The organism is Paraciimarium castrense LEGE 11436 (assembly GCF_056633055.1).
On sequence record NZ_JBSJOW010000004.1, the window covers coordinates 234,267 to 256,329 of the forward strand.

21 protein-coding genes are annotated in these 22,063 nt (G+C 66.6%); 11 read left to right on the top strand and 10 right to left on the bottom strand.

The window, feature by feature from the left end; all coding sequences use genetic code 11:
* Positions 1 to 15 precede the first annotated feature (15 nt).
* From ACWJIO_RS08435 to ACWJIO_RS08445, 3 genes are read right to left on the bottom strand one after another with little or no spacing between them, the layout of a single operon-like run.
* Positions 16 to 1,185, bottom strand: a complete 1,170-nt coding sequence (locus tag ACWJIO_RS08435; RefSeq protein ID WP_480312764.1) for an efflux RND transporter periplasmic adaptor subunit — start codon at positions 1,183 to 1,185, stop codon at positions 16 to 18.
* Positions 1,182 to 4,313 (bottom strand): efflux RND transporter permease subunit, encoded by a 3,132-nt coding sequence (locus ACWJIO_RS08440; RefSeq protein WP_480312766.1) that lies wholly within the window; start codon positions 4,311 to 4,313, stop codon positions 1,182 to 1,184. Before ACWJIO_RS08440 ends, ACWJIO_RS08435 begins: the two co-directional genes overlap by 4 nt.
* Positions 4,310 to 4,888 (bottom strand): hypothetical protein, encoded by a 579-nt coding sequence (locus ACWJIO_RS08445; RefSeq protein ID WP_480312768.1) that lies wholly within the window; start codon positions 4,886 to 4,888, stop codon positions 4,310 to 4,312. Before ACWJIO_RS08445 ends, ACWJIO_RS08440 begins: the two co-directional genes overlap by 4 nt.
* A 109-nt stretch (positions 4,889 to 4,997) precedes the next feature.
* On the opposite strand from ACWJIO_RS08445, the gene rppA reads away from it, so the two are divergent.
* Complete coding sequence (rppA, locus tag ACWJIO_RS08450; protein ID WP_480312815.1) at positions 4,998 to 5,702, top strand: two-component system response regulator RppA; 705 nt, start codon at positions 4,998 to 5,000, stop codon at positions 5,700 to 5,702.
* Positions 5,699 to 7,060, top strand: a complete 1,362-nt coding sequence (rppB, locus tag ACWJIO_RS08455) for a two-component system sensor histidine kinase RppB (protein ID WP_480312769.1) — start codon at positions 5,699 to 5,701, stop codon at positions 7,058 to 7,060. Before rppA ends, rppB begins: the two co-directional genes overlap by 4 nt.
* Positions 7,061 to 7,125: 65 nt before the next feature.
* Here rppB and ACWJIO_RS08460 read toward each other — a convergent pair whose 3' ends face one another.
* Positions 7,126 to 7,947: an alpha/beta fold hydrolase gene (locus tag ACWJIO_RS08460; protein ID WP_480312771.1), complete on the bottom strand. Its 822-nt coding sequence runs from the start codon at positions 7,945 to 7,947 to the stop codon at positions 7,126 to 7,128.
* A gap of 126 nt (positions 7,948 to 8,073) precedes the next feature.
* Here ACWJIO_RS08460 and ACWJIO_RS08465 point away from each other — a divergent pair, with 126 nt between their 5' ends.
* From ACWJIO_RS08465 to ACWJIO_RS08485, 5 genes are read left to right on the top strand one after another with little or no spacing between them, the layout of a single operon-like run.
* Positions 8,074 to 8,277, top strand: coding sequence for a hypothetical protein (locus ACWJIO_RS08465; RefSeq protein WP_480312773.1), 204 nt, complete (start codon positions 8,074 to 8,076; stop codon positions 8,275 to 8,277).
* A 3-nt stretch (positions 8,278 to 8,280) separates the two neighbouring features.
* Entirely contained in the window at positions 8,281 to 9,249 is a 969-nt protein-coding gene (locus ACWJIO_RS08470; RefSeq protein ID WP_480312774.1) for a cation diffusion facilitator family transporter, read from the top strand.
* Positions 9,250 to 9,267: 18 nt separating this feature from the next.
* Positions 9,268 to 9,954, top strand: coding sequence for a response regulator transcription factor (locus ACWJIO_RS08475; RefSeq protein WP_323243580.1), 687 nt, complete (start codon positions 9,268 to 9,270; stop codon positions 9,952 to 9,954).
* A complete protein-coding gene (locus tag ACWJIO_RS08480) occupies positions 9,920 to 11,305 on the top strand; it encodes a sensor histidine kinase (protein WP_480312776.1) in 1,386 nt (461 codons plus the stop codon). The genes ACWJIO_RS08475 and ACWJIO_RS08480 overlap by 35 nt, the downstream gene beginning before the upstream one ends.
* A 32-nt stretch (positions 11,306 to 11,337) precedes the next feature.
* A complete protein-coding gene (locus ACWJIO_RS08485; RefSeq protein WP_480312777.1) occupies positions 11,338 to 11,991 on the top strand; it encodes a TMEM165/GDT1 family protein in 654 nt (217 codons plus the stop codon).
* A 522-nt stretch (positions 11,992 to 12,513) separates the two neighbouring features.
* Here the strand turns inward: ACWJIO_RS08485 and ACWJIO_RS08490 are convergent.
* On the bottom strand, positions 12,514 to 13,824 hold the full coding sequence (locus ACWJIO_RS08490) for an Nramp family divalent metal transporter (protein WP_480312778.1): 1,311 nt from the start codon (positions 13,822 to 13,824) through the stop codon (positions 12,514 to 12,516).
* A gap of 101 nt (positions 13,825 to 13,925) precedes the next feature.
* Entirely contained in the window at positions 13,926 to 14,768 is an 843-nt protein-coding gene (locus ACWJIO_RS08495; RefSeq protein ID WP_480312779.1) for a vitamin K epoxide reductase family protein, read from the bottom strand.
* A 202-nt stretch (positions 14,769 to 14,970) separates the two neighbouring features.
* Between ACWJIO_RS08495 and cadR the strand changes: the two genes are divergently transcribed.
* Positions 14,971 to 15,387: a Cd(II)/Pb(II)-responsive transcriptional regulator gene (gene cadR / locus ACWJIO_RS08500; protein ID WP_480312780.1), complete on the top strand. Its 417-nt coding sequence runs from the start codon at positions 14,971 to 14,973 to the stop codon at positions 15,385 to 15,387.
* 16 nt (positions 15,388 to 15,403) lie between these two features.
* Here cadR and ACWJIO_RS08505 read toward each other — a convergent pair whose 3' ends face one another.
* The 3 genes from ACWJIO_RS08505 to ACWJIO_RS08515 all read right to left on the bottom strand — a co-directional run bounded on the left by ACWJIO_RS08505 (position 15,404) and on the right by ACWJIO_RS08515 (position 18,391).
* Positions 15,404 to 17,506: a heavy metal translocating P-type ATPase gene (locus ACWJIO_RS08505; protein WP_480312782.1), complete on the bottom strand. Its 2,103-nt coding sequence runs from the start codon at positions 17,504 to 17,506 to the stop codon at positions 15,404 to 15,406.
* A 198-nt stretch (positions 17,507 to 17,704) separates the two neighbouring features.
* Positions 17,705 to 18,115, bottom strand: coding sequence for a hypothetical protein (locus ACWJIO_RS08510; RefSeq protein WP_480312784.1), 411 nt, complete (start codon positions 18,113 to 18,115; stop codon positions 17,705 to 17,707).
* Between the two features lie 108 nt (positions 18,116 to 18,223).
* Positions 18,224 to 18,391 (bottom strand): multicopper oxidase domain-containing protein, encoded by a 168-nt coding sequence (locus ACWJIO_RS08515; RefSeq protein ID WP_255460007.1) that lies wholly within the window; start codon positions 18,389 to 18,391, stop codon positions 18,224 to 18,226.
* 142 nt (positions 18,392 to 18,533) lie between these two features.
* Between ACWJIO_RS08515 and ACWJIO_RS08520 the strand changes: the two genes are divergently transcribed.
* From ACWJIO_RS08520 to ACWJIO_RS08530, 3 genes are all read left to right on the top strand, one after another.
* Complete coding sequence (locus ACWJIO_RS08520) at positions 18,534 to 19,271, top strand: DUF305 domain-containing protein (protein ID WP_480312787.1); 738 nt, start codon at positions 18,534 to 18,536, stop codon at positions 19,269 to 19,271.
* A 308-nt stretch (positions 19,272 to 19,579) separates the two neighbouring features.
* Positions 19,580 to 19,966: a DUF411 domain-containing protein gene (locus ACWJIO_RS08525; protein ID WP_480312789.1), complete on the top strand. Its 387-nt coding sequence runs from the start codon at positions 19,580 to 19,582 to the stop codon at positions 19,964 to 19,966.
* Between the two features lie 7 nt (positions 19,967 to 19,973).
* A complete protein-coding gene (locus ACWJIO_RS08530) occupies positions 19,974 to 21,503 on the top strand; it encodes a multicopper oxidase family protein (RefSeq protein WP_480312791.1) in 1,530 nt (509 codons plus the stop codon).
* A 35-nt stretch (positions 21,504 to 21,538) separates the two neighbouring features.
* Here the strand turns inward: ACWJIO_RS08530 and ACWJIO_RS08535 are convergent.
* Positions 21,539 to 22,063 (bottom strand): cupredoxin domain-containing protein (locus ACWJIO_RS08535; RefSeq protein ID WP_480312793.1); only part of this gene is annotated, 525 nt, incomplete at its 5' end.

Genomic DNA, 22,063 nt, shown 5'->3' on the forward strand with positions numbered 1-22,063 from the left:
CTTTCGGACGCTCGATCAGTTCTCGCTTAGTCGCCGTTCCCCGGCCAGGGCATCACGCAGTTTTGCCGTGTTCCCACTCAGCAGGATCTCGCTGCCGCGCACGCCTTGCAGGATTTCAACGCGCTCAGCGGACTGCTGGCCCACCACCACCGGAACTGGCTCCACCACGCCCCGTTGATAGCGGAACACCACCGCCATGCCATTGACCAACTGAACAGCATCCGCCGGCACCGTGAACCGTTGCGCGGAGGCCGGCACCTGGACAAAGGCCGTCACAGCCGTGCCGGCAGGGGGCATGGGCGCATCCACCGTCTCGGCGCGCACCACGGTGACACGATTTCCACTGCCGCTGTCGGGGACCACCGCCAAGACGCGAGCCCGCAGATCCCGCGATCCTGCTCTCACCCGCAGTCGCTGGCCGATCTCCAGGTTGGTGGCCAGCACCGGCGACACCAGGAAGCGCAATTCGCTGCCGCGAGCATCGCTGATCTGGGCCACCTCATCGCCGGTCTGGAGCACTGACCCGGGGGATGTCTTCACGGCGGCGATCTGGCCACGGATCGGGCTGCGAATCAGCAGGCGTCCCATGGCATCGGGCTGTCCCATCGCCATGGCCTTGGCTGCCGCCGCCCTGGCGGCATTGGCTGCGGTGACGCTGGCGATGCGGCGGCTCTCCAATTCCTGGGCCGAGAGCGCCCCCTGCCGGGCCATCGGTAGGGCCAGGCGGTACTGATAAGCCAGGGACTGCGCCGTGGCCTGGGCTGTATCCGCATCGGCTCGCACCACCGCCGCGTCGGGGCTCTGAATTTCAGCGATCGGCTCACCGGCCTGGACGGCAGCGCCTGGTGCCACCAGCAGGCGAACGATGCGGCCGGCCACCTGCATGCTTGCACTGGAGCGCGCTCCGACGGCTGCGTCCACAAACCCGGAAATCGGACGTGCGGTGCCCGTGCTCAGATCTGGGCGAATGGTGCTGAGCCCCGAGCGCCGCAGTTGCTCTTCACTGAAGGCAAGGGAGCCGCTGCGCGTGGTGCTTGCTGATTCTTTAGCCACGGGCACGGTGGCTGGGCCCGGCTGGAGGCGCCCCAGCGCGATGCCCAGCAACAGGGATCCCCCGAGGGCCAAAGGAAGCAGCACCTGGGGCTGACGCAGACGATCCTTGATGCGATGCAGGCTCGGGTTCATGGATGGGACGCAACGAGGGAGGGCGACGGAGCTGCGACAGGAGGCAACAGCCAACGGCCAAAGCGCACGTACAGCGCGGGCAGCACCAGCAGCGTCAGCGCCGTGGAGGTGATCAGGCCGCCCAGCACCACAACGGCCAGGGGCTGCAGGATTTCGTTGCCGGCCCCGAACGCCAGCGCCAACGGCAAGGCGCCAAGGGCCGAGGAGAGGGCTGTCATCAGGATGGCGTTGAGGCGCTCCAGGCTTCCCTCACGGATCACCTCGCCCAGGGGTTGCCCTGCGCCGTGGCGGCGGTTGTAGTTGTCCACCAGCAACAACCCATTGCGCACGGCGATGCCAAACAGCGTGATGAAGCCGATCAACGAGGCGATCGATAGCACTCCTCCCGTGAGCAACACCGCCACCACACCTCCGATCAGGGCCAGGGGCAGGTTGAGCATGATCGCCACTGTGGCGGGCACTGATTTCACCGAAATCACCATCAGCACACCGATCACCACTGCGGCAACAGCGCTGTAGAAGACCAGAGACGCGGTTGCCCGTTCTTCTGATTCGAACTGGCCGCCGTAGCGGATCGTGTAGCCCTGAGGCAGTGGCACCTCACGGGCAATGGTGCGCTGGATGTCTTTGACGACAGTGCCGAGGGGCCGGCCGCTGACGTTGGTGGAGACCACGATCATGCGGGAGACGTCCTCCCGGTTGACGACGTTGGAGCCGAGGCCTTCGTCGATCCAGGCGACGCTGCCCAGGGGCACCGTCATGCCATTGGAGAAGGCCACCGGCACCGAGCGAATGGCCTCCAGGTTTGCGCGCGCGTCCGGCTGGAGCTGCACCAGCACATCGCTGCGCACGCCGGCTTCCACCACGTGGCCCACCACCTTGCCGTTGAGGGCAATCTCCACGGCCTGCGACAGCTTTTCAATGCTGAGGCCAAGGGCCGAGGCCAGGGGGCGGTCGTAGTGGATCTGCACCTGGGGGATGGGCAGCTGGGGCTCCAACTGCAGATCCACCACTCCGGTGATCGGCTTGATCGCTGTCTCCACGGCCTCGCCGATGCGGCGCAGCTCGCCCAGATCGGTGCCGTAGATCTTGATCGCGATGGCACTGCGGACCCCGGAGAGCACCTCATCCATGCGGTGGGAGATGAAGCCGCCGATGTTGGAAGCCACGCCCGGCAGCTTCTGAAACGCCTGCCGCAGTTCAGCAATGGCGGCTGGGCGGTTGGCCATCGCCTGATCGCTGAGTTCCACATCCACATGGGCAAGGTTCACACCCGCACCATCGGCATCACCAGGCGCGCGGCCGGTGCGCACCTGCACCCACTCGAACAGAGGGTTGTTCTGCAGCGAACGGGTCAGGGCCAGGCCGGCCCGATTGGTCATCTCCAGCGACACCCCGGGGTAAAGCACCATCGAATTCACCAGCGACTTTTCACGGAACTCGGGCAGAAACACCCGCCCCAGTGCCGGCAGGATGAGGGTGGTGGCGATCACCAGAGCAAGGGCCATGGCCAGCACCCGCTGCGGGGAGGCCACCGCCAGATCCAGCACAGGGCGATAGAGGCGCTGGGCCTGGTTGGCGATCCAGGTGTTTTCCTCCGGCAGCTGAACCGGCGCCAGCAGGATGGCGCAGAGGGCTGGTGACAGGGTCACCGCCACCAGGGTGGAGGCGCCGATGCAGAGCAAGTAAGCCAGGCCCATGGGCGCAAAGATCCGTCCTTCCACGCCGGTGAGCGAGAAGATCGGCGCGAACACCACCGCAATGATCACGGTGGAGAACAGCACGGGCTGGCGCACCTCCACCGAGGTGTCAAACACCACTTGCAGCGGTGATTTGGGCGTGCTGCTCGCCTGGTTGCGGCATAGGCCCCGGTAGCAGTTCTCCATGTCGACGATCGAGTCGTCGACCACCGAGCCGATCGCCACCACCAGCCCGCCCAGGGTCATGGTGTTGATCCCCAGCCCAAGCGCTTTCATCAGCATCAGGCCGATCAGCAGCGAAAGCGGAATGGCGCTGAGGCTGATTATGGCGGCGCGCCAGTTCATCAGGAACAGCACGATCACCACCGAGACGATCACCACCCCCTGCAGCAGCGACTCGCTCACATTGCGGATGGCGCTGTCAATGAAGTTGCTCTGCCGAAAGGTGACGTGGGTCTGCACATCCGCCGGCAGGGTTCGGTTCAGTTCGGCCAGGCGTCGCTCCACCGCGCGGGTCACGGTGGGTGTGTCCACGTCGGGCTGCTTGGTCACCATCAGCACGGCGGCGGGCTTGCCGTTGAAGCTGGCGTCACCCCGTTTGAGCGCCGCGTCGCGTTTGACCTCCGCCAGGGTGGAAAGCAGCACCGGTTGCCCCTGCTCGTTGCGCACCGCTGCATCAGCCAGGTCGCTGACTTGCTCGATCTGTCCCATCGGGCGGATCAGCCGCTCCTGGCCGCCGGCAATCAGGAAGCCTCCGGGGCTGGTGGCCATGGCATTGGAGACCCCCTCCATTACTGCTTGGAGCGAGACGTTCTGCACCTGCAGTTCCTGGGGGTCGATCAGCACCTGGAACTGCTGCTCATCACCCCCGTAGATCGTCACCTGGGCCACACCAGGGACCGCCAGGATGGCCTGGCGATAGGAGCGCAGCAACAGCTGCTGCAGATCCATCAAGGATGTGGCGCCATCGCCTTTCACCGTGAAGGCCACCTGCAGGATCGTGCCGAGCGGTGACACAAGCGGCGACAACTCCGGTGCGGCGGCATTGGCGGGAAGCTGGGAGCTCACCTGCTGCAACCGCTCCGCCACCGACTGGCGAGCGCGGTAGATGTCGGCGTTCTGGTGGAACACCACCTGCACCATCGACAGGCCCGCCTTGGAGGAGGAGCGCACCGTCTCCACGCCGGGGATGCCGTTCACGGCCGATTCAATCGGCAGGGTGATCCGGGCTTCCACCTCCTCAGGCGAGAGGCCATCAGCGCTGGTCTGTACATCCACCTGCGGCGGCGCAAAGGGCGGAAACACATCCAGCGGCATCTGGCTCACGGCCAGCAGGCCCCAGAGACTGATGACCACCGCAGCGGCCACGATCAGCCAACGACGGGCGATCGAGAACCGCAGCGTGGTGTTGAGCAGCTTTTCGATCATTCGCCCTGCTTGCCGCGGCGGTTGATCAGCACCGCCCCTGCGGCCACCACCGCGGCAACACCGGCTGTGCCAGCGATCAACGGCAGGTTGCCGCTGGAGTTGGAACCGTCCTCGGCCTTGGCAACAGCACCGGCATCAGCCGCAGGAGCCTCCACCTGCTGGGTCTTCTTCGATTCGGCGTAGAGCGAGAGCACCCCCGACAGCACCACGTCATCGGTGGGATCGATTCCCTCCGTCACGACCACGCGGTCTCCCTGGTTGGCTCCGGTCTGCACGAAGACTGGGTCGTAGGTCTTCTCGGTCTGCACGAACAGCAGGGACTTGCCATCGGCATCCACCAGTGCAGTGGCGGGCACGGTGAGGCCATCAGGTCCTTGTTCGGGCTTGGCCGTGGCCACACCCAGGAGCCCATCGCTGTCGGCATTGCGCTTCACCTGGCGCACATCCCCCTGCTGCTGGAACTCATCACCGTGGCCCACGTGGGCCCTGGCTAGCGGTGATGCCGTGGCGATGGCGAGCAGGGCAGCGGTGGAGAGGCTGGCTCGAGCGGCCAGCTGCAGGAATCGGTTGACCAAGGCCCATGGGAACGGTGGATGGGCGGAGGATGGCGCAACCGCGATGAAAAACAGGTGAAATCGCCGGCACTCACTAGCATCTGCCATCCGGAGCCCACCCCTGATGTTGCTGCGGATCCTGCTGGTGGAAGACGAAGAGGATCTGGCTGCCGCTGTCCAGACGGTGCTGCAACGCCAGGGCCATGTGGTGGATCACTGCCCCGACGGTCTGGAGGGTTGGACCCTGCTGAGCGGTGAGCTTGCCCGTTACGACCTCGCCATCCTCGATTGGATGCTGCCGGATCTGAGCGGTGTTGACCTTTGCCGGCGCGCTCGGGCCGCTGGCATGGGGCTACCGGTGTTATTGCTCACGGCCCGCGCCGAGACGGCCGATCGGGTGGAGGGCCTCGATGCGGGTGCTGATGACTACCTCAGCAAACCTTTTGCGATGGAGGAGCTGCTGGCGAGGATCAGGGCCCTGCAGCGGCGCCACCCCGGCTACCGGGAGCCCTTGTTGGCAGCCGGTAGTTATCGATTGGATCCCAATGTAGGCACGCTGCTGGTCACGACCACCACCGGTGAGGTGCGCGTGGAACTGTCGGCCAAGGAGCAGCAGTTGATGGCCTATTTCCTGAAGCATCCAGGCCAGATCATTCCCGGCTCACGGCTGCGCCATCAACTGTGGGATCTGCATCAGGACCCGGTGAGCAACGTGGTGGCTGCCCAGGTGCGGCTGCTGCGGCGCAAGCTGGCGGCCCACGGCCTTCCCTCGCCGATCGAAACGGTGCCCAGCAAGGGGTATCGGCTCGCCCCGCCTGCGACCGCGGAGACGTGAGCCATCACCGTTCCTCAACGCCAAGATTGCTGTGGCGCGCCCGCTTGCGCCTGGCAGGCCTGTCGTTGCTGGTGATGGGCACACTGCTCTATGCAGCCGGCTTTGCCATGGGCCGGTTGCTGATGCAGACCCAGGAAACGGCGATCAGGCGTGAATTGCAGAGCCTCGCCGGCACGCTGCACGACAGTCTCAAGCCCGCCTTGCCGCCGGAAGCCCGGCCCTCCGGCGCCCTGGCTGCGGTGCTGCCGGGCCTCTGCCTGGCAGGCAAGCCCTGCATTCCGCCGACGGATCTGATCCATCGGCATGCGATCAGTGCAAGCGATCCCGACCGCTACAAGCTGCGAGTGTTCAATCACCACGGGGTTCTGATCGCCAACTCCCCTGGCGCCTTGCCGGTGAGGCCGAAACCTGGGCTGCTGGGCTGGGCATTGACCGGTGAGCGGGCCGGAGAACGCTGGGGCACCTATGCGATTCACCTGCATCACTCCCATGGCCCCGGCGAACCGATCTGGGGCTACCTGCAGATCTCAAGCAGCCTGGAGCACCTCGATGCCGAAGCGAACCGCTTGTGGTGGCTGGGCCATGGGGTCTTCCTTCTGGCGATGGTGGGGGTAGCCGTAGCCAGCTGGTGGTTGGCGGGGCTGGCCATGGCTCCTCTGCTGGAGGCCTACCGGCGCCAGGAACAATTCAGCGCTGATGTGGCCCATGAACTGCGAACACCACTGGCCAACCTGTTGGCCGTCGTGGAGGCGGAGCGCAGCACAGCCGATCCTTCCACCAGCAACAGGCAGGTGACCAGTCTGGATCGGGTTCTGGCCCAGGGGCGGAGGCTGCAGCAGCTGATTGCTGATCTGCTGCTGCTCGCGAGCCTGGAGCGATCCTCGCCTCAAGGCCTCAAGGAGGTTTGTGATCTCACCGAGATCGTGATGGATGTGGTGGAGGAGTTCAGTGAAGTGGCCGCTGCTGCTCAGGTCAGCCTCAAGGCGGAGCACCTCAGCCCTTGCGCCAGGGTTCTGGGCGTTGAATCGGAGCTCAGCAGACTCGTGATCAACCTGCTCAACAATGCCATTCACTACACCCCGGCAGACGGTGTTGTCGACGTGAGGCTGGACAAGCAGGGCCGGGAGGTTGTGCTGGCCATCAGCGACAGTGGCCCTGGAATCCCCGTCGATCAGCAGGCGAGGATCTTCGATCGCTTTACCCGGCTTGATGCCGCCCGCTCCCGGCAGCAGGGGGGCACGGGCCTGGGGTTAGCCATCGCTCAGGCGATCGCACGTCGCCATGGCGGCGGGATCACTGTTCGGTCCGCATCAGGGCAGGGAGCCGTGTTCATGGTCCGGTTGTCAGCTGGCCACTGACTTGCCTCTCACCCGGCTGATCAGGCCCACCAGCCACGCCCCACGGGGCAGGGAGACCAGATTTCTCAGCATCGGCGGAGCAGGGCGGCCAGCTCCCGCCCGCATTCCTCATGGGCCCCGAGCCGGCCGGGGAGATGCAGGGTGTGATCGGCCACCGCCGCCAGGGCCTGCATCGCTGCAAGGGATTTCGGTGGCGCCTGATCCGCGATCACCACCTTCAGCGGATTCTGCAGCGCTGCTGCTGCCGAAAGCCAGCCGTCCGGGGTGGCGTAGGGATCAAGGCCCCCGGTCACAAAGGCGGCGCTGGCGAAGCGTGCCCCCGGCTGGCGGGAGATCCGCTGCCGCACGGCAAGGCCCTCAGGGCTCAGGCCGGGACCGGCCACATCCACGTGGCGGCGGCTCATCCAGCCGAGCATGCCCTTGGTGGTGTTGAGCCGGTAGAGCAGGGGCCCGAGCAGCGGCGCCTCCACCAGGGAACGGATCGCCGGGAACGCGCGGCTACGGCGGCCAGCCATTGTCGGCAGCGGCCCCCGCCAGGTGGGGGCCACCAACACCCACTCGCGAAACTCCAGGCCATGGCGCTCAGCGGCGATCAGGGCGATGCCGGCGGCATGGCCAGCGGCGATCAGGCCGCAGTCGGTCGGGCAGACCTCGCGTCGGACATCAGCCAGGAACAGGGCCAGGAGCTGGGCGTCATACGGCAGCCGAGGCCGATCACTCTCCCCGAACCCTGGCCAGTCAAGGCTGATCAGCCGGGGGCGCTCGGATGGCTCACCCGGGCCTTCGGTAATGGCATCGCAGAAGGTCTGCCATTCCTGACGGCTGGAGATCGTGCTCAGCGCCGGCAGCAGCAACCAGGCCGGGCCGCTGCCCCCCTGGTCCGTCATGGCGATTTCAAGGGTTCGCCCGCCATGACGCCAGAGGTAGGAACGGTGGTGAGCGGATCTGGAGGATTGGACGGCAGCGGCCAAGGGAGGGCAGACCAACTTCACGTACATGTATACAGTTCGGTAATGACCACGGGGGTGTCCATGGCCGTCAAGCGCTGTTCCTCCAGCCGAGAAGGCAAGGTGCTGCTCTCCTGCTGGATTCCAGAAGAGCTGCGCATGGAGCTCGATCGGGTCTGGGCCGCCAAGGGCCTCAGGCCCCATGGCCGCACCCAGCAGGGGATGGAGGAGATGATCGCCCTCTACCTGACGGCCCAGCAGGAGACCTGAGCCATGGGCGGCCAGCACGGGCACGGAGCAGAACCTCACGATCACCCCCATGGGCCTGGCGATGATCACCATCACGACCACAGCCATGGCCACCAACCAGACGGTCGCGCCGGAAGGGCCTTCCGCTGGAGCATCGCCCTCAACAGCGGCCTCACTGCCCTGCAGCTGGTGGTGGGCTTTGGCTTCGGCTCGCTGGCGCTGATCGGCGATGCCCTCCACAACCTCGGCGATGTGGTCGGCCTGGCCCTGGGCTGGGGGGCGGATCGTCTCAGCCGCCGGCCGGCCCGCGGGCGCTTCACCTACGGATTCGGCCGCAGCACCCAGATCGTGTCGCTGGTGAACGGCCTGCTGATCTTCGCGGCCGGTGCGGTGGTGGTGGTGGAAGCGATCCAGCGTCTGTTCAACCCGGTGCCGCTGATCGTGGGCCCGGTGGCCTGGGCGGCGGCCGCCGGCATCGCCATCAACCTGCTCTCGGCCCGCCTGTTCGGCCACGACCACCACCACGACCTCAACCAGCGGGCGGCGGTGCTGCATCTACTCACCGATGCCGCCGTCTCGGTGGCGGTGCTGCTGAGCGCCCTGGTGGTGGGGGCCACCAGCTGGCTGTGGCTCGATGCCGTCACGGCCATCGGCGTGGGGGCCGCGGTGATCTGGAGCGCCCTGGGCCTGTTGCGCGAAGCGCTCGCCCTCACCCTCGACGCCGCCCCGCGCCATGTCGATCTCATGGAGGTGGAGCAGGCTCTCGCGTCGCTGCCTTCAGTGCTTGAGGTGGAGGAACTCCATGTCTGGGGGCTGAGCACCTCCCGCACAGCCCTTACCGCTCATATGGTGATTGATCCCGATCGCCTGCAGCGTGAGGGTCTCAGCCGGGATCAGCTCCTGGCCTCGGCCCGGCGACGGCTGGAAGCGTTTGGAATCGGCAAGAGCACGCTGCAACTTGAGAGCGCGGCTCAGACGGATGCAGCCCTCTGATCAGGGAGTGGGACGGCCATGAAGCTCCTGCTCGTCGAGGACGACCCGACCCTCCAGGACGCGATGCAACGGCTGCTGCTCCAGTGGGGCTATGGCCTTGAGGTCGCCGGCACGGGGGGCGAGGCGATGGGTTGGCTGGAGCAGGAGCGCTTCGATCTGGTGCTGCTCGATCTCGGCTTGCCCGACACCGACGGCCTGAGGCTCTGCCGGCAGCTGCGCCGGCTGCCGTGCCATCAGCCGCTGGTGCTGATGCTCACCGCCCGTGATGGACGCACCGACAAGCTGCTCGGCTTCGAGGGAGGCGCCGATGACTACGTCGTCAAGCCTTTCGATCCCGAGCTGTTGCGGGTGCGGCTGGCGGCCCTGCTGCGCCGCGCCAATCGCCCCCTGCAGAGCCAGTTGTGCTGGGGGCCGCTGGCGCTCCAGCCCGGTCAGACCGTGGCGCTGGTGCGTGGGCATCCCCTGGAGCTCACCCCCAAGGAGGCCCTGCTGCTGGAGCAGCTGCTGCGCGCCCGCGGCGCCAGCTGCCGCAAGAGTGAGCTGCTGCACGCCTGCGGCGATGGCCGCCGCGTCGTCGGCGAGGACGCCCTACGGGCCCACATGCGCAACCTGCGTCAGAAGCTCACTGCCGCTGGCTGTGATCCGAACCTGATCGAAACGGTGTATGGCCATGGCTACCGGCTCCACGCAAGCGCTACCGACTGATCCGCTGCAGCTCAAACGCCGGCTCCTCCTGCAGGGTGGCGGCTTCGCGTTGCTGCTGCTGCTGTCCTTCTCCGGCACCCTCTATTGGGGCATCGCTGTGCAGCGGGGCGAGGACCAGCGCACCGAGCTGCGCCAGCTGGCCGCCACGGCCGCGGCCCAGCTGCCCCTGATCGCCCATGAGATGGGCGAGGCGGAAGGGCGTGCCAAGTTCCGGGCCGGTCCGCAGCGGATCGCCGTTCCGGCGTTGGTTCAGCAGCGGGTGCAATGGTTCGACACGACAGGCCAGTTGCTCAGCGAACAGGGCTTCCTGGCCGTGCCGGCCATGCAAGAGGCACTGCCGCAGTCCACCTCCACCCCGAGCTGGCAGCGCTGGCCGGGTGGCGTCAGCCTCGTTCAGGTGGTCCAAACGGAGCCGCTGCACGCTGGGGCCGATCCCAGTGGGAACAACCTCCCCCAGGCGGCGGGCGCAACTTCGACGGAACAACGGCTTGGTTACGTGCGGGTGGCCCTCTCGGACCGTGCCGCTCTCGCCGATCTGGAACGGCTGCGCCGCGGTCTGCTGCTAGGTGGCATCGTCACCGCTCTGGCGGCTCTGTTGGCGGGCCGCCGCATGCTGCGGGCTGCCTTCCTCCCCATGCAGGAGCAGCTGCGTGCCTTGCAGCGCTTCACCGCCGATGCCTCCCACGAGTTGCGCCATCCACTCACGGCCCTGCGCACCCTGCTGGCGGGGGTGCCGCTGGAACTGCGCCCACACCCCGGCCTGGCCTGGCCTGAGCTCGACCGCCTCAGCCGTCGGATGGGCGAGCTGCTGGAGGATCTGCTGACCCTGGCCCGGCTGCAGCAGAGCTGCGACGGCAGTGACGGGCGACCTCGGGACTGGCAGCGGTTCGATCTGCTGGAACTGCTGGAGGATCTCATCCGCTGCTACGCACCCCAGGCGGCCGCGCGCGCGATCCAGCTGCGGCTCAGTCCCGCGCCGGAAGAGCACAGCGTTCTGGTGGAGGGCGACAGCGAGGAACTGCTGCGCCTGTTCACCAACCTGGTGCTCAATGCCATTCGCCACAGCCCCGAGGGAGGCCGGGTGAGCCTCGACGTGACAACGACGAAACGGCAGGTGCAGGTGGCAGTACGCGATCAGGGGCCCGGCATCCCGGCGGCCCAGCGGGAGCAGGTGTTCGATCGCTTCTGGAGTGGCGCCGATCGCGGCGGGCACAGCGGGCTGGGACTGGCAATCGGCCGCGCCATCGCCCGCCGCCACGGCGGTGAGCTACGCCTCGGCGAGAGCCGGCCCGGCCTGTGCGTACTGCTGGTGGAGCTGCCAACTGCCGTGGATCCGCCGCAAACCTCATGACTTCTTCATGAGCTGCGGCGCAACCTGCGGCGATGAGCACTCCTCTTCCTTCCGATCCAGCGGTGGCAGCTTTTGGGGCAAGCTTCACCGCCATCACCCTGGCCGAACTGGGTGACAAGACCTTCTTCATGGCGCTGATCCTGGCGGCGCGTCACCGCGGCCGGGATGTCTTCATCGGCGCCTTTGCAGCCCTTACGGCCGTCACCCTGATCTCGCTGGGTCTGGGCTACGGCCTGCGGGAGCTGCTGCCCGCCACGGTGGTGCCGTGGCTGGCGGCGGCGCTGTTCGTCGGTTTTGGTCTCAAGCTGCTCGTCGACGCCCAGGGCATGGAGGCGAATGAGGCGGACGAGGAGGAGCAGGAAGCCCAGCAGGCCATTGATGAGGCGGAGAGCCGGCGCCGCATCAGCACCACCTGGGCGGTGATCTGGGAGGCCTTCGTGCTGGTGTTCATCGCCGAGCTGGGCGATCGCACCCAGTTCACCACCATCTTTCTGGCCACCGCACCGGCCTTCACCTTCGCGGGCCTGCTGGCGGGCACCCTGGTCGGCCACGCCCTGGTCACCTGGCTGGCGGTGGGGGCCGGCAAGTGGATCGGAGGTCGCATCAGCGAACAGTTGCTCTATCGGCTGAGCGGTGGCCTGTTCATCGCCTTTGGGCTGTTCGCGTTCAAACAGGCCCTGGGCTGAACGGATCAGCAGGGTCCAGGCTGAGCTGGCGGGATGCCGCCTTGGGGCGTCTCGGTGAGAAGGCGCCTGACCACCTCCCGTCAACCTCTCTCCCCCAATGGTCTTCGCCTCCCCCCGCGCCACTACATGCTGCTGTCGACGGCTGGCGCGGCCGGCTCTGCACGAACCAGAAGTCCAGCACCTCGCTGACCTGGTGGCGCTGACCAGCCATCAGAGCAGGCCCAAATGGGGAAAACACTGGCCAGCTCGATGCCCTTGCACTCTTCCTGATCTTCATGTCGCTGACCCTGCTGCTGCGCTTCCCCTGGGGCGTGTTGCCCCTGATCGGTGTCTCCGCACTCGTGGGATTGGAGCGCGGTTTGCTGCAGCTTGTGGTGGTATGGGGCTCCAGGCATCCAGCCGCTTGGTCACCGTGGTGCCTCTGGTATCAGCTCAACGACTCAGTGGCCTTGGATGCTCAGATCGTGTCCCAGTGTTTTTTGCTCGTCATGGGTCTGAGGAGAGGCTGCTTTTGTCAACGGTTCAGACGCCCCGCAACACCGCGCTCAGCATCGAGAGGTTGATCAGCACAATCACGCTGGCGCAGATCCAGCCCGCGGCCTGCAACCAGAGCGGTGCTTTCAGATCGCCCATCAGGCCCCGGCGGCCGCAGAACCACACCAGCGGGATCACCGCGAAGGGCAACTGCAGAGACAGCACCACCTGGCTCAGCACCAGCAGATTTGTTGTGGCCCGTTCACCGAACAGGATCACTGTGGCCATCGCCGGGATCAGCGCGAGACCGCGGGTGAGCAGCCGCCGCTTCCAGTCCGGCAGACGGATCTGCAGGAACCCCTCCATCACGATCTGGCCGGCCATGGTGGCGGTGAGCGTCGAGCTCTGGCCCGCCGCCAGCAGGGCCACGCCGAACAGCACGCTGGCGAGCGACGTGCCCAGCATCGGCGTCAGCAGCCGGTAGGCCTCGCTCAGATCCGTGACCGGCTGCGGTAGCCGTCCGTAGAAGCTGCCGGCGGCCAGCACCAGGATCGAGACATTGATCAGAAAGGCCAGACTGAGGGCGATCAGGGTGTCCCAGGTGCTGAAGGCCAGGGCCCTGCGCGTTGCTCCCTTCGCCGCGCTCCAGTGGCGGGTCTGCACCAGCGAGGAATGGAGATAGAGGTTGTGGGGCATCACCGTGGCCCCGAGGATGCCGGCGGCCAGAAACAGCTGCTGCCCGTCCCTGAGGCTGGCGACCTGAGGGATGAAGCCGTGGCCCATCTGGCTCCAATTGGGCTGCAGCAAGAACATCTCCACCGCGAAACACCCCCCCACCAGGGCGACCAGGGCGATTACCAGGGCCTCCAGCCGGCGGATCCCGAAGCGCTGCAGCGCCAGCAGCAGCAGCGTGTCGGCGGCCGTGAGGCCCACCCCCCAGGGCAAGGGCAGGCCGAAGAGCAGCTGCAGGGCAATGGCGCTGCCTACCAGCTCGGCCAGGTCGCAGGCAATGATCGCCACTTCGGCCAGCAGCCAGAGGGGGATCCGCCAGAACCGCGGCAGCAGACGGCTGCAGGCCTGGGCCAGATCCAGCCCCGTCGCGATGCCCAGGCGGCAGCAGAGCGACTGGAGCACCATCGCCATCAGGCTGGAGAGCCCGATCACCCAGAGCAGGCGATAGCCGAACTGGGAGCCGGCCGCCAGATCCGTGGCCCAGTTGCCCGGATCCATGTAGCCCACGGCTACCAGGTAGCCGGGGCCAAGCACCCGTAGGAAGGTGCGCAACATGCCCAGGCCGGCAGGCACCTCCACCGTCTGGGCATTGGTGCGCGCGGCCGTGCCGAGCGGTGCATCAGGCATGAAGCGACGCCAGCGGAGTTGGAGGGTAAGGCGAGGGTGGCGGCGATCCTGCTGGGGCATGGCTGGGCTGACCCCGCCCTGGGGAAGGGATCACGGCCTGCTCAGAAGTCACGCGGACCGGTGTAGCCACTGAGATCAGCGAGGGTGTTCAGCGGCTTGACGCCCGAATCCACGACGCCCTTGATCTGCCAGCTGGGATAGCCCTGAACCCCCTGCTGCTTGCACAGCTGCGCCTGGCTGTTGGCGCCGTCTTCGGCGCACTCGATCACCTGGAGCTTGGCGGCGGCCTCCTTGCCGAAGGCCTCCTTCTGGTCATGGCAGTGGGGGCACCAGTACGCCGTGAACACCCGGGCGCCGACGCTGCTCAGATGCTCTGCCAGGGCAATCTTGGCCGGCGAACTGGCGCTGATGACAGCTGGAGCCGCCCGTCCGCTTTGGGCGACAGACTGGTCCGTCGATGCTGCCCAGCCCAGCCCCAGCAGACCAACAAGGAGGACTGTCATCACTCCGCGAAAGATCAGTTGGCTGCGGTCGATCCAGCCACCTCCAACAAGGCTCAACAGGAACAGCGCGAGGCTGAGGGCGGCCGACACCACACAGAAGGTGCAGAAGGCCTTGATCTCGAAGACCAGGAGCCCCATCAGCACCAGGCTGAAGACGGCCATGCCGCAGCTGACGAGGAACAGAGCCCAGCGATTGCCCTCCGAGGCTGGGGCGCGCAGACCTCCTCGCAGCAACGGCATCAGGGCCAGCAGGAGCACCGTGGCGTAGGCCAGGAACCCAAAGAGAGAAAGTGGCTGGCCCAGCAGCGTGCCCCAGGCGCTGCCGAGCACCTTGTCGCAGCCATCGCTACCGCCCGGACAGGACAGGCTGCCGATCCAACCCCAGCGCTTGGCGGTGATCGAGCCGGTATCGATCATGCCGATCGTGGCGAGCACGGCCATGGTGAGGCGCACCCAGGGCCGGCCTGGCTCCTGGCTAGATCGACGGCTGGAGAGAGGTTTGGTTCGCGTAGCGCTGCTCACAGGGGGAGAGAACGGCTGAGATACGGCCATTGAAAAGCCTGAAGTGGCTTCAGGGTCAAGGGCCTAGCGTTGCGCCAGGGAGGCTTGTCCGCCCGACTTGCCAACCCAAGGGGATGAATCCATGCAGATCGGCGAGTTGGCCCGGTCCACCGGGGTCAAGATCGAAACCATCCGCTATTACGAACGCGAGCACTTGCTGCCGCTGCCACAGCGCACGGATGGCAACTATCGCCTCTATTCGCCGCGGCATGTGGAGCAGTTGCGCTTCATCCGCTACTGCCGCAGCCTTGACATGAGCCTGGAGGAGGTCCGCATCCTGATCAAGGTGCTCGACACACCGTCCGGAAGCTGTCTGACGGTGAATGCCCTGCTGGACGAGAAGATCGCCGAGGTCGATGCCCGCGTGAATGAGTTGCACAAACTCCAGGATCAGCTACGGCAGCTCAGAGGGCTTTGTCAGCAACCGGATGAGGTGAAGACCTGTGGCATCCTCATGGAGTTGAACCGTTCGGCTCGCATCGACAAGGCTCAGATCTGATCGTTCCCGACCAGGCTCAGCCCTTGATCTTGCCAAGCCTGGGGGTGCGGAGCAGCCGCAGGCCATTGGCGATCACGATCAGGCTGGTGCCCATGTCCGCGAAGACCGCCATCCACATCGTGGCGTTACCGGCCACGGTGAGCACCAGAAAAAGGGCCTTGATCCCCAGCGCCAGCGCGATGTTCTGGCGCAGGATGCGGAAAGTGCGGCGAGAGAGGGCGATCGTTTCCGGTACGCGCATCAGATCGTCGTTCATGATCACCACATCGGCGGCTTCGATGGCGATGTGGGTGCCGCTAGCCCCCATCGCAAAACCGATGTCCGCCTGGGCCAGGGCCGGCGCATCGTTGATGCCATCGCCGGCCATGGCTGCGAATCCATAGTGAGCCTGCAGATCGGCCACCGCCTCGAGCTTGTACTGGGGCAGCAGGTTGCTCTTCACCTGCTCGATGCCGGCCAGGGCCGCAATCGCACCGGCGGTGGCTGCGTTGTCACCCGTGAGCATCACCGGTGTGACGCCCAGGACTCGCAGGGCCGCCATGGCGGCAGTCGAGCTGGGCCGAACGGTATCGGCGACGGCGATCAAGGCGAGTACGCCGCTGTCATCGGCCAGCAGGCTGAGCGAGCGACCTTGGCGCTCGTGGACCTGCATCGATGCTTCCAGTGCGCTGGTGCAGAGTCCCAGCTCCTCGATCCAGCGGTGGTTGGCCAGCATCAGCGGCCGCCCCGCAATCACGCCGCGCACCCCCCTTCCGGGGAGGGCCTCGAAGGCCTCCACGGCCAGCCGCTCGCCATCGAGGCCTGCGGCGATGGCCCGCGACACCGGATGGTCGGAGCGCTCCGCCAGGCTGCTGGCCAGCTGTTTCAGAGCGCCAGCGTCAGCCGCTTGTTGCTGAGGGGAAAAGGCCACCAGCTGGGGCTGGCCCAGGGTGATCGTGCCGGTCTTGTCGAGCGCCAGCACCTTGATCTTGCGGGCCTCCTCGATGTAGAGACCGCCTTTGATGATGATGCCGCGGCGGGCGGCGGTGGCCAGGCCGCTCACCACCGTGACCGGAGTGGCGATCACCAGCGCACAAGGGCAGGCGATCACCAGCAGCACCAGCGCCTTGTAGATCGCCTGCATGGGTGTGAAACCCAGCAAGGGTGGCGCCAGCAGAGCAACGGCCAGGGCCACCACGAACACCGCCGGGGTGTAGCGGGCCGCGAAGCGATCCACGAAGCGCTGGATCGGCGCACGGGAGGCCTGGGCTTCCTCCACGGCCTGGATGATGCGCGCCAGGGTGCTGAGCGAGGCAGGCGACGTCACCTGGATCTCCAGGGCGCCACCCTGGTTGATGGTGCCCGCAAACACCTCATCACCTGGGCCTTTGTCGACCGGCAGGCTTTCGCCGGTGATCGGCGCCTGGTTGATCGCACTCTCGCCGCGGAGCACCGTGCCATCGAGCGGCAGGCGCTCGCCCGGGCGAACGCGCACCACATCTCCGATGGCCACAGCACTGGCGGAAACTCTTTGCCAGCGGCCATCGCTCTGGCGAATCTCCGCCTCATCGGGGGCCAGGGCCATCAGGCTGGTGATCGCCTGGCGGGCCCGCTCCACGGCCCGCGCTTCGATCGCCTCGGCCACGGCATAGAGCGCCATCACCATGGCGGCTTCCGGAAAGCGGCCGATCAGGAAGGCGCCCGTGACCGCCACGCTCATCAGCGCATTGATGTTCAGCCGGCCCTGGCGCAGGGCCGCGAGGCCCTTGCGAAACACGGAGAAGCCCGCCAGGGCGATCGCGGCGAGGGCGATCCCGATCTCCACCAGTTCATGGCCCGGGTAGGCGGGAACGACCAGATGCAGCAGCTCCGCCGTGAGCGCCAATGCCAGGGAACCCCCCAGGCGGATTCGTTCAAGGCGCCGTTCGGCGCGGGTCTGGGCGGCGGACGGCCGGTGATCGGCGCTGATCGGCTCCGGGTTGAATCCCAGCCGGCGGATCGCCGCAAGGGCGGAGTTGAGCGCTGCTGCTTCGGCATCGATCGCCAGAACGCGCTCGGCCAGCAGGAACCTCAGGCCGCGGATGCCGTCAACACCTGCGAGGGCATGGCGGATCTCGCCTTCCTCCGTGGCGCAATCCATCGCGCTGATCCGAAACAGCGCTTCCCTGGCGGTTGCCGGCTCCGGTTGCGGCGCCGTGGTGGCTCCAGCCGTCTGCCCGCTGGTTCCGCTGCTGCAGCAATGTTCCGCCATGGTCAGGTCATCCAGACCCCAGCAAACAGCCTGTAGTCACTTCAGGGTCAAGGGTCTGGGCGGCACCGGGTGCCCGCAGGCTGTTGATCAACGCAGATAGGGACACTCCCGATCCCGCAATTCCTGATCCAGCCCATCGGCTTGCCGGGCCAGCTCGGCTCCAGCCGCCGTGTAGAACCTGAACTGCCTCCGGTTGACGTAGAGAACCCGCTGGCTGCGCAGCAGCTGTTCTTCCGCCTTGTGGCGGCACTCGAGCAGGGCCTGGTAGTCGATGGTCGGCTCGATGCGGTCGTTGGCATTGGCCCCATCGGCCTGCTGGCTGAGGACAGGGCAGATCCGCTCACGGATGGTTCTAACCAGGGCGATTTCGGCCTTCATCGCCTGCTCGGCCAGGGCATTGCGTTGATCCAGCAGGTTCCGACACGCCTCCAATTCAGCCGCCAGCACCGGAGCTGTCAGCCAACAGCAGGCCAGCGAGAGGGTCAGGACGTGGCGCATCAACGTGATCGAGGTTGTGGCAGTTGGAAACAGTGCGACCTGCGAAATCGAGAACGCTCAGCCGAAGGCGCACCTCCCCTCTCCCGAGCGCACCAGCACCTTGTCATTTCAGTGGCGCTGGGATTCGGCGCGGCCAACACGGGTGGTCACCTGGAAGGGATTGAGGTGCAGATGGATGGGGTAATCCATGACATCGTCATTGATGATCAACCAGTCTTCCGTGCTTTCGAGGACAACACGGATTTCAATGCGATCGGGATCGAAGGACTGGCCCACCCACGCCCAGCACCTGTTGGCGCTTGAGGGGAGAGTCAAGTCTTGGAGGACCGGCATCGGCCGGCGCGGATTTGCTGCGCCCTTGCCCTTGACTCTCCAGACAACAGGAGACTATACGGTGAGGTGGCCTCAACCTGCCGCCATGCGCCCTTCCCGCTTCACGCCAACCTTGATCGGTCTCGCCTCTGCACTCACCGTGGCAGTTCCTGCCCTGGCCCAGATGCCCGGTGGCATGAATCACGAAGGACACCAAGGCATGCCAGGGATGATGGACATGCCTGGGAAGTCTGCCCCTGCTGGATCCGCCCCTGCCCAAGGCGCCCATGCTCATGACGTGGGCCCGGCTGGCTCCACCTACGACCTGCGCTTCATCGACGGCATGGTGCAGCACCACACGGGAGCCCTGCGCATGAGCGAGTTCGTCTTCGGGATCGGCCAGCCCGGTGTTGGGGCGCTCGGAAATTCAATCTGGAGGGATCAGGCCAAAGAGATCCGGGCGATGGGGCTGTGGCGCAAGGCCTGGTATCCCCAGGCCCCCGTTTATCCAGTGACGCTGGCGAGCGGCGGCGATCCAAACAGCCTCGCGGGCCTCACACGCATGAGCCAGGCCCAGATCGACGGCATGCGGATGATGGGCGACGGACCCACAAAGGAGAACCGGGTGGTGTGGTTCCTTGAGGGCATGATCGAGCACCACGCGGGGGCGTTGATGATGGCCCACGATGCCCGGGCCAAGAGCACCAACCCCACCATCCAGCGCTTCGCGCGGGAGGTGATCGTGGCCCAGAGGGGCGAGATCATCGAGCTGCGGCGCATGCTGGCGGTGGAGGGATTGCGCAAACCGGAGTACTACAAATACGACAGGCTCTTTGCCCTCTGAGCCCTCCAGGCAGCCGGGCGCCCGCAAAGGAGTGGCTCTGCTTGAAGGCCAACAGATCAGTCATCCCTTGACTCTCCAGTCGGATGGAGTCTTTAAAATGAGTTCAATCCTTCACCCATTGCCTAGGAATGGACGTGCCGCAACCCGATCCAGATCATTCCACCTCTGGCGGTGCGACCGCGACGCACCGCCAGAGGTGGCTGCTGGCCACGGTCCTGGCCGGGCTCTCCGTGGTTGGCATCGGCTACTGGCTCTCGCCGTCCACCGTCAGGACGTCACTGGCTCGGGGCGCGGCGTCTACTGACGCCTTGGCACCCAGCCGCCAGGTGACGGCCTACCGCACGGCCAGCTGCGGTTGCTGCAAGGGGTGGCTCGACCACCTGCGTGCCAACGGCTTCAGCGTGAAGGATCACGTTGTGGCCGACCTGGAAGCGGTCAAGAGCTCATTGAACGTCCCAGGAGACCTGGCGTCCTGTCACACCGCCAAGGTGGCTGGTTTTGTGATCGAAGGGCACGTCCCTGCCGAGGCGATCGATCAGCTGCTGCGGCAGCGACCGGCGGTGGTGGGAATCGCCGTGCCGGGAATGCCCCTCGGTTCGCCGGGCATGGAATCATCCCTGCGTAGCGAGTCCTACACGGTTTACTCCTTCGGTCGCGATGGCTCCCGCCGCACCTTCCTGCAGATCGAGGCCTGAGGGAGAGATGGTCTTGCATCTTGGTCGCCGTTCCTTTCTTGCCATGGTCGGCGGTGCTTCAGCCATCGCCACCGGCTCAGCCCTGCTGGGACGCTCCGCCCAGGTTCGATCCCAAGGCAGCCCCCCCGCCACAGCCCCGTCCCGTCTGCGTTCCAGCGGCGGACGCCTGGAGCTGGACCTGGTGGCGCAGGACACCAAGGTGGCGATCCCGGGCGGCCCGTCCAGGGCCCTCACCTACAACGGCCTGCTGCCTGGGCCCCTGCTGGAGGCCGAGCCCGGCGATACCGTGCGGATCGAGCTGGTCAACCGCCTGTCTCGCCCCACCAACCTGCATTACCACGGCCTCCACATCTCTCCTGGCGGTAGTGCTGACAACGTGTTCGTGAGCGTGGCCCCCGGCGCAAGCCACAGCTACGCCTTCACCCTGCCGGGCGACCATCCCGCCGGCACCTTCTATTACCACCCCCACCACCACGGCACCACGGCCGATCAGGTGTTCGGCGGCCTCGGAGGGGTGTTCATCGTGCGCGGTGCCCTGGATCAGATCGCCGAGGTGCAGGCCGCCGAGGAGCAGGTGCTCTTCCTCAAGGATCTTCCCCGGCAGGGGGGCTTCAGCCCGATGGGCATGGGGATGATGCTGGGGCGTGAGGGCGAGGTGCTCACCGTCAACGGCCAGGTGAACCCGGCGCTTTCGATCCCCTCAGGGGGTCTGCTGCGGTTGCGGATCGTGAACGCCTCCAATGCCCGCTTCTGGCGGCTGGCCCTCGAGGATCACCCCTTCCACCTGCTCGCCACCGATGGCGGTGCCATTGAGGCGCCGGTGGAGCTGCCGGAACTGCTGCTGGCCCCCGGCGAGCGGGCTGAGGTGCTGGTGCGGGGCGAGCGGACGGGCGGTCGTTACCGGCTGCTGAACCTTCCTTACGCCAGGGGTGCCGGCGGAATGATGGGCGGTATGGGCAGCCGCATGGGCATGGGCATGGGCATGGGCAGAGGAATGGGAATGGGTAGAGGAATGGGAATGGGAATGGGCAGAGGAAGGATGGGATCAGGCTTTGAGCAGCAGGCTCCGGTGCCGATCGCCACCCTGAACTACGCGGGCTCGGTGACGCCTCTGCCGCTGCCCGAGCGCCTGCTGCCGGTGGAGCCCCTGCCGGCGCCGGTGCGCCGCCGCCGCTTCGTGCTCAACCACGGCATGGCCCCCGGCATGGGCATGGTGTTCCTGATCAATGGCCGGGCCTACGAGCACGGCCGCACCGACACCTCCGTGCGCCTCGGTGACACCGAGGAGTGGGACCTGGTGAACGACGGAGTGATGGATCACCCCTTTCACGTGCACATCAACCCCTTCCAGGTGATCAGCCGCAACGGCACGCCGGAGCCGTGGCGCGCCTGGAGAGATGTGGTGCTGCTGCGTCCAGGCGAAACCGTGCGGATTCGCACCCGGTTCGATGATTTCGCCGGACGCACGGTGTATCACTGCCACTTCCTCGATCACGAGGAGCTGGGCATGATGGGCACCCTGGAGATCAGCGCCTGAGCGCTCGCGACCAACCTGGAACGCGCCGCCCCGGGTCACTCCACCTCAAGGCTGCCCCGCACCATGTTCATGCCGCAGTGGAAGGGATAGGTGCCGGCAGCCCTGGCCGGCAAGTCCACGGAGGTGGTGGCATCCAGGGGCAGATCGAGGGATTGGTGGAAATCGGGGAAGATCACCTTCGCCACGCAGCCGCTCGGATCGATCCGGTGAAAGCTGAGCCGCACCGGCTGGCCGGCCTTCACCCGGATCTGCGAGGGGGCATAGCCGCCGTCCACGGTGATGGTGATCTCCTGCAGGCCGTGCTCCCCCTCGCGGGCCGCCACGCCACCACCATGGCGGCCGAGGAACCACCACAGCTCCCAGATGATCAGCGCCATCCCTGCGCCGGCCACCAGGACCTTCAGCAGCACAGGCTGCTCGATGCTGCGCCAGAGCGGCTCGGCGGTGGAGGCGCTGGTGGCAGCGGTGACGGCGACGGCTAGGGCAGGCAGGGGCGACATCAGGGCTGGGAGCGTCATCAGGCCGCCCTCGGCAGGGGCGCAGGCCGGAAGCGGCGCAGC